This window comes from Rhodococcus sp. 15-649-2-2 (genome assembly GCF_002258645.1).
Lineage (GTDB): Bacteria > Actinomycetota > Actinomycetes > Mycobacteriales > Mycobacteriaceae > Rhodococcoides.
Genome location: NZ_NPFM01000031.1, coordinates 31,095 through 44,919, shown reverse-complemented (window position 1 = coordinate 44,919; position 13,825 = coordinate 31,095). Strand labels below are relative to the sequence as shown.

General features: G+C 62.5%; 11 protein-coding genes. 3 read left to right on the top strand and 8 right to left on the bottom strand.

Annotated elements, in window-relative coordinates; genetic code table 11:
- Positions 1–131 precede the first annotated feature (131 nt).
- The gene (locus CH305_RS21110; protein ID WP_179278369.1) at positions 132–1,121 is read right to left on the bottom strand and encodes a PHB depolymerase family esterase; all 990 of its coding nucleotides are present in this window, start codon (positions 1,119–1,121) and stop codon (positions 132–134) included.
- Positions 1,118–2,113 carry an alpha/beta fold hydrolase gene (locus CH305_RS21105; RefSeq protein ID WP_094704823.1) on the bottom strand — a complete coding sequence of 332 codons (996 nt, stop codon included), beginning with the start codon at positions 2,111–2,113 and terminating at the stop codon, positions 1,118–1,120. The genes CH305_RS21110 and CH305_RS21105 overlap by 4 nt, the downstream gene beginning before the upstream one ends.
- Positions 2,114–2,268: 155 nt before the next feature.
- On the opposite strand from CH305_RS21105, the gene CH305_RS21100 reads away from it, so the two are divergent.
- Positions 2,269–2,991, top strand: coding sequence for a MerR family transcriptional regulator (locus tag CH305_RS21100; RefSeq protein WP_094704822.1), 723 nt, complete (start codon positions 2,269–2,271; stop codon positions 2,989–2,991).
- Between the two features lie 11 nt (positions 2,992–3,002).
- Here CH305_RS21100 and CH305_RS21095 read toward each other — a convergent pair whose 3' ends face one another.
- From CH305_RS21095 to CH305_RS21075, 5 genes are all read right to left on the bottom strand, one after another.
- Positions 3,003–4,556 carry an alpha/beta hydrolase gene (locus CH305_RS21095; protein ID WP_218828610.1) on the bottom strand — a complete coding sequence of 518 codons (1,554 nt, stop codon included), beginning with the start codon at positions 4,554–4,556 and terminating at the stop codon, positions 3,003–3,005.
- A 57-nt stretch (positions 4,557–4,613) separates the two neighbouring features.
- The gene (locus CH305_RS21090; RefSeq protein WP_218828609.1) at positions 4,614–5,636 is read right to left on the bottom strand and encodes a DUF418 domain-containing protein; all 1,023 of its coding nucleotides are present in this window, start codon (positions 5,634–5,636) and stop codon (positions 4,614–4,616) included.
- 42 nt (positions 5,637–5,678) lie between these two features.
- Complete coding sequence (locus CH305_RS21085) at positions 5,679–6,572, bottom strand: S9 family peptidase (protein ID WP_094704821.1); 894 nt, start codon at positions 6,570–6,572, stop codon at positions 5,679–5,681.
- Between the two features lie 321 nt (positions 6,573–6,893).
- Entirely contained in the window at positions 6,894–8,669 is a 1,776-nt protein-coding gene (locus CH305_RS21080; protein ID WP_094704820.1) for an alpha/beta fold hydrolase, read from the bottom strand.
- 151 nt (positions 8,670–8,820) lie between these two features.
- On the bottom strand, positions 8,821–10,053 hold the full coding sequence (locus CH305_RS21075; RefSeq protein WP_218828608.1) for an MFS transporter: 1,233 nt from the start codon (positions 10,051–10,053) through the stop codon (positions 8,821–8,823).
- Between the two features lie 94 nt (positions 10,054–10,147).
- Here CH305_RS21075 and CH305_RS21070 point away from each other — a divergent pair, with 94 nt between their 5' ends.
- Complete coding sequence (locus tag CH305_RS21070; protein WP_094704819.1) at positions 10,148–10,750, top strand: TetR/AcrR family transcriptional regulator; 603 nt, start codon at positions 10,148–10,150, stop codon at positions 10,748–10,750.
- Positions 10,751–10,798: 48 nt separating this feature from the next.
- On the opposite strand, the gene CH305_RS21065 is transcribed toward CH305_RS21070, so the two are convergent.
- Positions 10,799–12,358: an alpha/beta hydrolase gene (locus tag CH305_RS21065; protein ID WP_094704818.1), complete on the bottom strand. Its 1,560-nt coding sequence runs from the start codon at positions 12,356–12,358 to the stop codon at positions 10,799–10,801.
- Between the two features lie 984 nt (positions 12,359–13,342).
- Here CH305_RS21065 and CH305_RS21060 point away from each other — a divergent pair.
- Complete coding sequence (locus tag CH305_RS21060) at positions 13,343–13,723, top strand: nuclear transport factor 2 family protein (RefSeq protein ID WP_094705190.1); 381 nt, start codon at positions 13,343–13,345, stop codon at positions 13,721–13,723.
- Positions 13,724–13,825: the final 102 nt, after the last annotated feature.

The window sequence follows — 13,825 nt, the reverse complement described above, 5'->3', positions numbered from 1 at the left end:
CGAAGGGGGACGCGGCTACCAGTGCACCCGCGCATCGAAACACACCGTTATCTGCATGAGCGAACCATGACCGATGTCATCGACCGGCCACTGTCGTTGCGAAACAATGCGATTCCGCAGCGCACAGCCCGCTATGCAGGCGTGGTGTGCGACCGAGCGAATTGCCACGACACCCGCGAGGCATCTATGCCTGCAGCGTCGGTGAACAAGCCCGCGCCTGGACCGGGCCAGACGTGACCCATGCCTTCGACGAGGTAGGACTCGATGGCCGACGGACGCCCGTCATCGTCGCCGTATCGGGTGTACGTGTACGGGTATCGGTGCGGTTCTTCGACCCGAGTGGATTCGATCGTCGACGCCGGTTGACCCAGTGCCTCACCGATCGCCAGCCACTGCGCGGTCAGTCGTTCGGCCATGACCGGCCGCACGACGTCGTCACGGTCCCCCTGAACCACCAGCAGCGGAACGTATTTCGCACGATCCCCCATTTCTTCCACAGCCAGGCTTGCGGTGTACTCGGGAGAGACGCGGTCCAGATCGTGCTGGGCCTTGTCGTAGCTGTACTCGCCGCCGGCCGCCGACGTCACCGTTGCGAACACGTCGGGGTACGTCACGGCAAGTGCAACAGCGAGACCTGCACCCGACGACGCACCGGAGACATGGACGTCTCTGCGGTCGCCGTTGTACCGGTCGATCACCGATTCCGTGATTCCGGCGATCATTGCGGGTTCGCCGACACCACGGCGTTGATGGGCCGGTTCGATTGCGTTCCAACAGAGCTGGGGGCTTCGGTCGAAGCTCTGCGTCGGGTAGACGACGATGAAGTCTTCTTCGTTCGCGACGACGTCGAACCGGGTCGTGTCCTTCATCGAGTTGATTCCGTACCCCGTCATGCCACATCCGTGAAGCGCAACCATGATCGGTGTCGGAGAGGATGGGTCGTAATCGGTCGGAAGATGCACCTGATAGTCGAGCACGCCTGCGTCGCCGACGTACTGACCGTATTCGTCACGGTCACCGGACGACGCCTCTGCTGTCGCCGTAGTCAGAGTCGAGCTCCCAAGTGTCGCGGCGAGAGCAACGACCAGAAAGCTCGTTCCCGCAACCGACTTCACGTTCACTTCGCCATCTCTGTCGAGGGGAAATACTGCGTAAGCCAGGCGAGAACAGTCTGCATGGTCTCGGGGTCGAGGCGCGCACCCGGCTCGTTGTATCCGCTGCCTGGCGACGCGGCGATGTCCGCCGGAGTGCGCAGGTCTTCTTTGAACACATGATTTGCATTGGTCGGGAAGGCGAAAGTCACGTTCGCCATCCCAGCGGCGGCCTGTTCGAGAGGAATGCCATCGGCGTGCATATCGATCTGCATGTCCTTCGCACCGATCAGTACCAGTGCGGGAATCTGCACCTTACCGAGCACATCGGTCGCGGACTCGACCCACAGCTCTCGGATGAACGGGCGATTGGCTGGTGCCTCCAAGCCTGCGAGCAACGACTTCACACTGTCCGGCAAGCTCGGGTCGGCATTCATCGGCAGCCCGGCCGTGTACCGCGCGGCAGCCTCCTGCACCCTTGCCATCACCTCGGACCCGCCGGGAATCTGGCTCATCTGGCGCGCCAGTTGCGAGAGCAGCACCGTCTCTATCGGCCGGCCCGGTGGTGCAGCGAGGACGATTCCCGCGAAGGGAACGTCTTGGGTTGTGGTGGCGTAGTGGAGCACGTGGAGTGTGCCTTCACTGTTTCCGAACCCGACGATGCGCGAGGAATCGACGCAGTCCTGCCCGGAGAGCACCCTGACGGCCTCGACCAGCTCGTCCAGATGAGACTGCATACTCATCTTTCCGATGAGTTTCCCGACGTTCTCCATCGCATGTGCGCCGGACGCCCGCTTGTCGTAGCGAAGTGAGGCGACGCCCACATCACCGAACGCCTCCGCCATGAGCCGGGCGCTCCCGTTGCTTCCCGGCAGCAGGGGCGAACACCAATCGCGGTCGGTCGGCCCGCTGCCGGCCACGAAGACCACTGCAGGGAAGGGCCCCATACCGTCAGGGCAGACCATCGTGCCTTCCATCGTGATGCCGTCCAGCGTCCATGTGACCTCGAAGGTGTGTGTCATGTGTGCCTTTCTCTCGTCCCGCCGCGACCGCGGCGACACTGATGGGGTTGGGCGGAATCGGTCGGTGATCGGCCTGGAGCGGCGTCGGCTCATACCGATTCTTGCCTCATCGGCGTTATGGTTGGGGCTCCGATCTATTCGAGCGAGGGGTGCCCATGACGTGGAGCACCAGTGAGCTCGCAGAATTGGCGACGACCACCGTCAACACCGTCCGGCACTACCATCGGTGCGGCCTGCTGGACGAGCCACGTCGTCGTTCCAACGGTTACAAGCAGTACGGCGTCACGCACCTGGTGCGTCTCCTGCAGATCAGGCGGCTACGCGACATCGGCGTTCCACTCGCGGAGATCGAGACCACCGGTTCGAGCGTCGGAACTTCGGCCGAGGTGCTCACCGCCATCGACGCAAATCTTGCCGACGTCATCGAGAGCAGCCTTCGCACTCGCGCCCAAATCGCATTGTTGCTCGAGCACGGATCGATCACTGAGGTCCCGGCCGGCCTCGAGCACACCGCACTGGGCATGACTCCGGCCGAACGATCGATAGCTCTGGTCTACTCGCAGATATACGACCCCAAAACGATGGACGATGTCCGAGACATCATCGAATCCGACGACGATGCGGCAACTATCGCGTTCGAAGCCTTGCCTGCCGACGCCGACGCCGACACGCGTACACGCCTCGCCGACGAGTTCGCGGACACCATCGCCAAAGCGATGGTCGAGTACCCGTGGATGAACGAACCGAACGCCCGTCTGATGGGAAGCCCGGAGTTGGCGGGAGAGGCCATCGCCGAGACCATCCGAGAGTTCTACAACACTGCGCAACTCGACGTACTGCTTCGTGCCACTGTCATCGCTCGGCAGCGACATCGTTGACCGGTCTCCCGTCACAGGACGCAGCGCGAGTCGTCGGAGGGCATCACGAGGTCGATGAGATAGTCGGCAACGATATCGTCTACGCACGCGTTCCCCGCGATGATCGATCCATGCTGCTCACCCTCGACGGTCAACAGGCTTCCACCGAGCGCGTCCGCAAGGTTGATGGCACCCTGGTGCGGAGTCAACGCGTCACCGGTCACGGAGACCGTCAAAGTGTCTGGTAATCCTTCGATTTCGGTGGCATAGGGGTAGCCCAATGTGGGCTCGACAGGCCATTGCTCGCATGTATCCCGCGCGCTCTCGACCGACTGTCCGAAATCGACGAACGGACTCGCATCGAACACTGCGCGAATGAGTGCCGATTCCTGAGCCGGACTGTGGCGTTCCTCGTCGATGCAGTTGATGGCGCCGGTCGCTTCGAGTGTGTTCGCATAGGTGCCGTCCGCGCTGCGATCCTGATAGATGTCGTTGAGTGCAATCAGTGGGTCTCCTCGGCCATCGCGCAGTTGGGCAAGGCTCATGACGACGGGCTGCCACGCCTCCTGTGAATACAGACCGAGGACGACGCCTCCGATTGCTTTGGTGAATGTCAGTTCACGACCGTCTGCCGCAGGCAGTGGCGCGTCGATCAGGGGCCGCACGAGGCTGTGGAACACCTCGGTTGCCTGCGCCGGGTCCGGTCCCAGTGCGCAATCAAGTTGTGCGGCACAGAACTTCGCGAGCTCGTCGAACGCACGTTGCATCCCACCGGCCTGCTGGATGCGTCGCTCTTTCGTTCCGGCGAGGGGATCCATCGCACCATCGAGAACGAGCGCCCTGACGTTCTCCGGGAACATCTCCGCGTACACCGCGCCAAGGCGGGTTCCGTAACTCGCACCCGCGTAGGTGAGCTCGTCGTCGCCAAGCGCAGCGCGCATGACGTCCATATCGCGTGCCACATCACGTGTACCCAGGTGGGCCAACGCGTTCTCTCCCCCTGACCCTGTGGCGCAGTTCTCATAGAATTCGCGGGTCGCTGCTTCGGACATCGCATGCGGCAGAACGCTGATCGCAGCGCTGATAGCGTCGGCTTCACGCTCGTCGTCGTCGAAACAGCTCACCGCGGGTGTCGACGCACCCACACCACGCGGATCGAACCCGACCAGGTCGAACCTGTCGGTGATGTCGCTCTGCGCCCACGCGCCCGCGGTGGTTGCCGCGAACTCGGTTCCCGAGAACCCGGGGCCACCCGGGTTGAGCACAATGGAACCGATCGGATCGGCCGAACGTGCCGGAATCCTGGAGAGCGCGATCTCGGCCGTCTCCCCCTCTGGATTCATGTAGTCGAGTGGAACATCCATGCGTGCGCACTGGTATTCCATTGGTAATTCACCAGTTTCACCAGGCGGGAGGTTCGAGGCAGGCGGGGCACAATCCTCGAAGTTCAACTGCTGGCTGTAGAACTTGTCGAGAGATCCGGCGTCTGGCTCGCTGTCCTCCGGTGTGGCGTTCTGGCTACAGGACGCGAGCAACACCATCGCTGCCACAGCCGCGCCCGCTTTCAGTCCTCGGTGAGTACGCATGCGCCCATTACGCACTATGTCGTCGGCACACAGTCAAGAACGTTGGGGTCCCCGCTATCAAATGGTCGCGGTGTCGTTCAGGCGAACGGCCTGGCGATGCCCCCAGGTACCCCACCGCCACAACCACTCGAGCGGTCCTTGTGCGAAGTTCCGTAGCCACAACACGCTGGCGACCCATTGCGCGAGGAGTATCGCGCCTGCCGTACCCAACAGTGTTGTCCACGATGAGCTGTCGGAGAACCCCAATGTCCACCCCGCCGCCAGCATCAACGGCGCGGCACCGACGTAATTGGTCAACGCCATCTTGCCCAACGGGCCGAAGGCAACTTCGAGAATTCGAGACACACCTGTGGTCATCAACAAGGCGAGCGACGAAACGTACACCCCTGCGACAGCCAGACCCGCTGCAGCGGACTCCCCGCTGAATCCCGACATCTCGATCGTCCTGGTCTGCAGGAAGATCAGCGGGATTGCCGCAATTGCAGCTACGATCAGCACGATCATCGCATCACGACGCGACTGACCGATGGCCGGCACGACACCGTACCGGGTGAGGACAGCACCCAGAAGGAGCATCCCCGGAGTCAGGCTGATACCACCGCCCGTGAGGAGAAGGCTCCCCACGATGAGCGCCACCGCCGCAACCGCTGAGACCCGCCGCGACATCCACGTGCTCGGAAGCAGGATGGCGAGGCCGACCGCCGCCAGCGGTAGCAACGCAGATCCGGGTTGGAGCACGTTGAACGGGATTCCGATGGCGAGCAGGAGCAGCAGTCGCCGGAGTAGGAGCAGCCGGGGACGTATCACCCGGCGGGCAGCGGACTCGTAGAACATCGCAAATCCGACACCGAAGAGTAGCGCGAAGATCGGGAAGAAACGTTGTTGCACAAGAAGGTGCAACCAGCCGCCTGTGTTGTCGAGCGAAGGACGCTCGTAGAGGCCCGGTGCAGTACGGAAGCCAGTGAGAGGCCCAATGTTGACAAAGATGATGCCGCACAATGCAACACCACGAATCACATCGAGAGTCGCGATTCGGCTGACGCCGGCTTCCGAAACGGGCTGCTGCGCAATGGATGTCACGTTCTCAACTTCCTCCGAAGTTCGACCGGGGCCGTCCGAACGTCATCGGGCGGAAATCCATGACTCGAACGCGTCGGTGAACTGCTGCGCGAAGGGCAACGGCTCTCCGTACTCGGCACCGGTCGACGGCTGGTCGCCTACGTCCTTCAGGACATGGTTCGCCGTCTCGAGATGCGTTGTGCTGAGCTTCGTCTGCGCCAAGACATCGTTGAGACCGGCCACGTCGACGCATCGAACTTGCATGTCCTTGGCCGAACAGCTTGTGAATACTGCCATCGAGGACGGCAGGGACGCCGCCATGGCGATCGGATCGAGTTCATCCTGAGTGGCCAGCATGGTGGCGCCTGCCGGAACCATCCCTATCGAACGTAGTGGTTCCGGGAGATCGTTCGGAATTGTCCCTGAAGTGCGGATCTGGTCCACCGTGCGGTTCAAGGACGATACGAGGTCGACACCATCCACATCCACCAGCTGTCCGGATTCCACGAGCCCGGCGACCTGACGCATCATGATGTCCAATGTTCGCGCCGTCTGTGGTTGCACGAGGCCCATCGATGTAATGGGCGGCACCTCGCCGGCCTTGTCGGTCGCCAGCGCCAACGCCACAAGGGCACCTTGACTATGCCCGACCAGCCCGATTCCCGAATTCTCGATACCCGGCCGATCGGCGAGGAAGTTCGCCGCCGCGGCGGCCTCGTGCAGGTACACATCGTGCCCGAGTTCCGCCGGGTCCGTCTTTGGGTCCAATTCCGTTGCACCAGTGCCGGATTTGTCGTACCTCAGGCTGGCGACGCCGCGGCGCGCCAAGACGTCGGCCAAGTAGCTCAACGTGCCGATGGATCCTTCGACGTGGACGTTGTCGCCATTCCTGTCCGTCGGGCCGGAACCCGCAATCAGCAGTACAGCCGGAACAGGTACGCCGGTGTCGTCGGGCATTCGTAAGCTCCCATGAACCGTCAGTTCCCCATTATCGAACGTGACTTCGTGGTCCTTGCCTACCGACTGTGCAGCTGGGCTCGCACTCTGCGAGTCGGAAGTGGCACTGCCACAGGAGACTACGGCCAACATGGACAGACCGGCCAGTATCGACGTCGATGTCGTGAACTTCATGTGATTCTCTCCAAAGTTGCTCTGTCAAGGTCGAAGTCTGTGTCCTGAGCTCGCACGCGCCGTGGACCGAAACCAGTGCGTGTTCCGAGAACAGGGTCAAGCCCGAGGATTCGACCTATACGACCGGTTCACCGGGTTCGACGGTGCTCACCTGCCCGATTCCGCACGGATGGTCGGATCGGTGAACCTGGGTACCGGACCGTCATGCTCGGAGCCCCCGTCGATCGGCGTCCAGGATTCGTAGGTGAATTCCTCCAGGGGCATGGGCTTGGCATGTGCCACGATCGTCCGGCTTGGCCGATCTCCGCCGAGCAGAAAGTCGATCACCGGTCGATCGACTTCATCTGTGCCATAGGGGAAGACACCGTGAACACTCTCGTTGTCGACCGCGATCAGGCTCGTATTCGGCAGCTGTGTGCCCGCCACGTGGCCCGCTTCCCACGGCGTCATCGAATCGAGTTCACTCTGTAGAACAATGGTTTCCGGGAAGTCCTCGCTCAACGGAGGCATCGCCGAGTCCGTCGGCCAGAATGCGCAGGTCTGCGGCCCGTCGAGCAGTCCACTCTGCGCCGAGAAGGGCGCAGCGAGCGCCGTTCGCTCGTTGAATTCCTGCCAGTATTCCAGGCCCTGAACCCACTGCCCATCGGTGCATTTCGTGAAGTCGATGACCTCGTCGTAAGTACCGCGAATCAACCCGGCGGAATCGACTTCCGGTGACGCGGACAGCGCCGCCAAGACTTGGTGGGCCGCCGCGCGTTGCTCCTCGGTGAGGGTGTCCATCCCGTCGACGATGCGGTTCGCGGAGGCAACAGGAGTCGTAGGGGTCACGGCACTCTCACCTTCGGCGATGATCAGCGAAACGAGCTGTCCAGCAAACGGATAGACCACCGAGCTGGAGAACGCAACGTTGAGATTCGTCGACGCCCATGCGTAACGGGCAGCGAGCGAGCGCTCCGGGCCACTGGTAGCCGCGAAGTAGCGATTCCAGATCACCTCGGGGTCGCCACCGAGACCGTACGTGGCGTCGTTACGCGCAATCCAGTTCATCATGTGCAGCCGAAACTGCCGATCGCGGCCCTCGTGCGCCACGTCGTACAGACTTTGAATCGAGTCCTGCGTCGGGTCCGTGGCCGAGTCGAGAACCATGCGCTCGATGTTGTCCGAAAACAGGCTGCCATACCAGGCACCGAGCCACGTGCCGTACGAGTAACCCATGTAGGTCACCGATTGGAGCCCGAGAAGGTGGCGGATGAAGTCCATGTCGAACGCAGTCTGTTCGGTCGTCATGGTTGCGACATCGGGGTCGACCGAGCACGATTCGCCGATCGCGCGCGTCTCCGCGTCGGGTCCATCGGCCGGATCGTATTGGTACTCGCACTGCGCATGACTGGACTGGCCGAGGCCACGCTGATCGAAGCTCACGTAGTTCGTGGTGGGCCGCAACTCGGGGGTGTACATCTGGACGGTCGAGCTGTAGGACAACCCCGAAGCGTACGGTCCACCCGGGTGCGTGACTACCGTGGTCTGATAGTCAGGATCAGCGCGATCGATGTTGTGTGCCTGAGAAATTCGTACATCCCACGTCTGCTGCGGATCAGGATCGTGCCAATCGCGCGGAACCTGGATAGTTGCACACTCGACGTTCGATATGTCGGCACCAGGGATGGGCGGTCCGTCGTCGTTGAACTCGCATGCCTCCCAGCCGATTTGCTGATCGGCCAACGGCCCTGCGAGTGCGGCGATATCCGGTGTTCCATCATCGGATTCGTCGCCAGTCCCAGTCGCGGCGGGTAGTGGTGGTGACGCCAAGACAGCGATCACTACGACGCCGGTCAATCCGATGACACCGGCAGCGATCACGGCCGGGAGCAAGTACCTCCGCCGGCGCGGCGCCGTCTCGGTCACTATCTCGTCCAGCGGCACGTGAGCTCCTCGTCATCGGACACCGCTCGATCGCGACCAGCGCGGTGTTCTCCCATGGCGCAAAGCTATGCCGTGTTCTCGGAACAGGGTCAAACGCCGATACACCCGTGAGATGGACGAAGCCTCCAGGGCCACAACATGGGCGCGTCGACTAGTGCCGTGCGCCGGGAGGAAGACCATGGCGGCGGGCAGCAACTGCGGCGAACAAGGTACACGCAACCAGACCGAGGGTGACGGCGGGAAACGACCCTGGACCTGCAGCAGTGAGAAGTACACCACCCAGCGCACTTCCCAGAAAGATTGCGGCGTTCGCGACAGTCGTCAGTATCGAATTGGCAACATCGGCATCGGGGCCCGATGCGTCCGCCAGTGCAGTCTGCAACAACGGCGCAGCGCCACCGAACGACATGCCCCACAGGATCACTGCCAACAAGAACACCACCGGAGCGCTTCCCGCGATCGCCAAAGCTGTGGCCGCCAGAGCGAACGCGACGAGGTAGATCAGGACGAGCCGTCGTAGAATGCGGTCCGCGAGTGCACCCACAACGGCAATGCTGGCCATCGCAGCCACCCCGAACACCGCCAGCACCACATCGACTCGGAGCCCTACGTCCTTATCGTCGATGATGGGTGCGATGTACGTGTAGAGCAGGTTGTGGGCGAGGAACCATCCGAGCACCACGGCGATGATCGGCGCGACACCGGAGAGCAGAAAGACTCGGCTCAACGGCGTTTGCGCAGTGGAATTCTGGCCGTCGGAATCGGGAACTGATACGACCACCCACGCGATCAAACCGAGGGAAATAACAGACATCAGACCGAAGGTCCAGCGCCACCCGATCAGCGTTCCGAGATACGTTGCAAGAGGCGTGCCGATAGCGAACGCAACAGGCGTACCCGCCATCGCCACGGTCAGCGCCTTCCCGGCCAACGCGGGCGGGGCTATTTTGCGGGCGTACCCGGCGAGCATCCCCCACACCACCCCGGAGAAAGCCCCCGCAACGAAACGCGCCAACAGTGCAATCTCGAACCCCGGTGCCAACGCTGTGATCGTATTGGCCACCACGAATCCGCCGACTGCGACGAGCAGGATCGGTTTGCGTCGCCAACTTCGCGTGAACGTGATCGCAGGAATCGCGAAGAGCACCGCTCCGAGTGCGTATGCGCTGATCAACTGCCCTGCCGCGGCCTCCCCGACACTCAAACCCGCGGAGAGCTGAGGTAGAAGCCCGGCAGGAAGTGTCTCGGTCATGATGACGATGAATGCAGTCGCTGACATCGCCAGCAGCGCTGACCATGGGAGTCGCTGTTTGCTTCCGCCCCCGGCCGGCATCGGAATTGTCGAGCTGTCGGTGGTGCCCCGAATGACTTCCGGATTGATCATTCTGTAAGTCAACACCACCGGTACCCCTGTTGCCAAATTATTGGATCGATTAGTCTGTAATTCACCGAACACCGAAGCACGGAATGGAACCGCGATGAGCAGAACCGGGAGACCACGACAGTTCGACGAGGACCGCGCTCTCGAAGCGGCCATGGTCATTTTCTGGGAGAACGGCTACGAGGCAACGTCGTTGGCGCAACTACGAAGCAGCATGGGCATGTCTTCGGCCAGCTTCTACGGTGCGTTCGGATCCAAGGAAGGGCTGTTCGCCGCCGTGGTCCAGCGGTACATCGACAGCTACGGTCGTGCGACCGCCCCACTAGCAGACGAATCCATTGACCCTCGAGACGCTCTGGAGAAAACACTGCGTGGCTCGGTAGCCATGCAGACCGATGCGACGCATCCCCTCGGATGCCTGGTCGGCCTGGGCGGAATCATCGACGGCCCGGACGCCGGAAAGCACTCTGCTCTGGCAGCCCGGAGGTCTGTTGATCGCCGCAACATTGCCGCGCTGGTCGAACGAGCTGTCGATCAAGGTCAACTCGACCCGAGCATCCCGATCGACGCAACCGCGACACTGTTTCACAGCTTTCTACTCGGATTGTCACCCCTGGCCAGAGACGGTGTGCCCGCCGATGAACTTCAGGCATCGGTCTCGGCAATGATGAAGTTGTGGGATTCGATGCACTCGCGGTAGGCGAACCACCCTCTGCCACAACATCTCCGGTGCGGACCTCACCGACGATCAGGGTCTGGGGGCCGCGGCAAGGTGGCACCGGGCATCGGGTGCAGGCGATTCGAGGTCCACCAGGTAAACCGCGACGATCTCGTCGACGCATGCATTGCCCGCGAGGGAGGCACCGTGTTGCTCACCCTCGACCGTGAGCAGGCTGCCGCCGAGCGCCTCGGCGAGCGCGATGCCGCCTGCGTGTGGAGTGATGCCGTCGCCTGTCACCGATACCACAAGCGTGTCGGCGAGGCCGTCGGGCTCGTCGGCCAGAAGCGGGTTGAGCGTGGGCTCGACTGACCAGTTCTCGCAACCGTTTCGCGAGTTCTCGACCACAGTGCCGGGGTCGATGAACGCCGCGGCGTCGAACACGGCCCGCTTGAGCGCCGTCTCCTGTTCCGGGGTGTGGCGATCTTCGTCGAGGCAATTGATCGCGAGTAGCGACTCGAGGTCGTTCGACGAGGTGCCGTCTGCGGCCCGGACCTGTAGCGCATCCCGGAGCGCCAGCAGCGGAGCACCATTGCCGGCTTTCAGTTCGCTGATTCCCTCGAGCACGATGGGCCATGCTGCGTCGCTGTAGAGCCCCACGATCACGCCGGAGAGGGCACCGATGAACGTCAGGTCGCGGTCGTCGGTTGCGGGAGCTGGGGACTCGACGAGCGGTTGCACGAGGTTCTGGAACTCGGTCGTGGCGGCGGCAGCATCGGTTCCGAGAGGGCAATCGGTCTGCGTCGCACAGAACTTCGCCATCTGATCGAACGAGCGCCCGATGCCCTCGAATTGCTGCACACGCAGATCGTGCGTGCTCATTCCGGGGTCGAGCGCGCCGTCGAGCACTAGAGCACGCACGTTGTCGGGGAACATCTCGGCGTACACGGCGCCCAAACGCGTTCCGTAGCTGAGCCCAGCGAAGCTGAGCTGCTCGTCGCCGAGCGCCTCGCGCAGCACGTCCATGTCGCGAGCGACGTCGCGCGTGCCGACGGCAGCGAGCACGTGCTCTCCGCCCGAGCGCTCCGCGCACTGTTCCGCAAGGTCTCGGGTCTCGTCTTCCGTCCAGTCTTCGGCACCGGAATCGTAGGAGGTGAACTTGGCGTCGGCATCGCGCTCGGCGTCGGTGTAGCAGTCGATGGTGGGTGTCGATGCGCCGACGCCACGCGGGTCGAAGCCGACGATGTCGAATTTCTCGGTGACCGGGCTGTCCGCCCACGCCAGCGCCAGGGTCGGCGCGAACGCTACGCCGGACATGCCAGGGCCGCCTGGGTTGACCACAACTGAACCGGTCACGTCGTCGCCGCGCGCCGCCACTCGGAGGAGAGCGATCCGAGCAGTGTCGCCGCTCGGGATCGCATAGTCGAGTGGCACCTCGAGCGTTGCGCATTCTGCCGCCACGTCGGGCGGCGGAAGGCCGGGTGCCTGCGCGGGTGCCTCGCACGCTGCGAACTCGAGCGTTTGGCCGTAGAAATGTCCGAGCGAGGTGTCGCGTTCGGGCGGTGACGCGTCGGTTGCGACACATCCGCTAAGCACGAGCAGAACGCTCGCGCTCACTGCGGGGACGAGAGTAAAAGCGCGAAGGCGCATGGTGTCTCCTTAGGACGTGCAATGGTGGTCGCGAACCATCAGAAAGAGCGTTCCCGGGGCGAGGTCAACCCTGGCGTCGAAAATGCTGACTCAACCAAAGGGAGGCCAGTGCCATGGACCCGCGTTGAACGATCTTTCACGCACAACCACTGCAGAGTTCGTTGTGCATGGGCAAATTCAGCACTATGTCCTTGGGACACAGTCAAGAACAGGGCGAGTCTTCTGCTCGGTCATTGTGCCCCGCGGTGCACTTGCGTGCACCGGACGCCGAGCGGTTCAGAAGCCATGCCTCTGACCCTCCCCCTCGCATTCGATCTAGTGGAGTGCACCGATGGGAACCAACAAATCGACGTCGATGTCGATCCGACCTCGACGACATTGAATGCACAGAACCGAATGCTCTGATGTAGTTGCGCGCAAGGGCTTTTTGGGACTGGACGGGTCTGCGGTCGCCATCGTGCTGCGACATGTTGTCCGTCAGCTAATCCTGGCGTACTGTCCGTGCCACCCGTATGGACGTTGTGGCCGGGAAGCATCCCTGCGTGTCCACTACCGGCGGCGCGTTGTGACGTAGCACGCTCGATGTCGCCACAACCGAGGCGAACGCGAACGTACCGCCACCGAAAGGCCAGTACTTTACTACTGTTGCGCCACAATGACTTTCGCTGATCGATGGTCGTCGTATCGGCACCCTCTATGTGATTCGCGGTGTCGCATTTCGTGGCGTCATCTTGTCAACATCGGACCCCTGACCGGATGTCGAACCAGGTTACGGCAGCCACGATCGTCGGGATTCCTGATCAGTGACATGGGCACGCCTGATCGGGTCCGCGCGGCCACAGCTTCTTCACCAACCGCGAAGGCCCTGACACGAGCGCCCTGGTCTGCGAGTACGCCTTGCGTCACCCCAAGAAGTGACGCAACGCCTTGCCCATCCGCCCACAACTGTCCGACGATGCGTCCCACCGACCGTAAGGAGTCATGATGACAGTCCCCAGTTCCGTCACTCGTCTAGAAGCCGCAATCAACTCGCACAACGCGGAGGACATTGCCGCATGCTTCTCGATTGACTACGTCTCCGAAGTTCCGCAACATCCGATGCGGAACTTCGTAGGTCGCGAGACCGTGGAACGTAACTGGACGGGGATTCTGGCTCACACACCCGACCTCCACGCCCGAGTGCTTCGGACCGCTATCGGCGGATTCGAGGTTTGGTCGGAGTGGGAGATGGAAGGGTCGACCGCCGACAGGTCTCCTACCGTCATCGCCGGGCCAGTCATCTGGCGCACTGACACAGATGGTCTCGTCTCGTGGGCGCGCTTCTACCTCGATCCCGTCACCAGCGACCCGACAGGTCTTCCGTAGATCGGTCGCCGTTCGATGTCATGCCCGCAACGGCTTGTCCCGGAGTCACCGATGGACTGATTCACTGACGTAGGATTTTTGCATCAGCTGGGCAATGACGTA

Bases quoted from the DNA above. Each gene is read 5' to 3' on its own strand.
- CH305_RS21105 (WP_094704823.1), bottom strand. From the start codon at position 2,113: ATGACACACACCTTCGAGGTCACATGGACGCTGGACGGCATCACGATG.
- CH305_RS21100 (WP_094704822.1), top strand. From the start codon at position 2,269: ATGACGTGGAGCACCAGTGAGCTCGCAGAATTGGCGACGACCACCGTC.
- CH305_RS21095 (WP_218828610.1), bottom strand. From the start codon at position 4,556: ATGCGTACTCACCGAGGACTGAAAGCGGGCGCGGCTGTGGCAGCGATG.
- CH305_RS21085 (WP_094704821.1), bottom strand. From the start codon at position 6,572: ATGCCCGACGACACCGGCGTACCTGTTCCGGCTGTACTGCTGATTGCG.
- CH305_RS21075 (WP_218828608.1), bottom strand. From the start codon at position 10,053: ATGATCAATCCGGAAGTCATTCGGGGCACCACCGACAGCTCGACAATT.
- CH305_RS21070 (WP_094704819.1), top strand. From the start codon at position 10,148: ATGAGCAGAACCGGGAGACCACGACAGTTCGACGAGGACCGCGCTCTC.
- CH305_RS21065 (WP_094704818.1), bottom strand. From the start codon at position 12,358: ATGCGCCTTCGCGCTTTTACTCTCGTCCCCGCAGTGAGCGCGAGCGTT.
- CH305_RS21060 (WP_094705190.1), top strand. From the start codon at position 13,343: ATGACAGTCCCCAGTTCCGTCACTCGTCTAGAAGCCGCAATCAACTCG.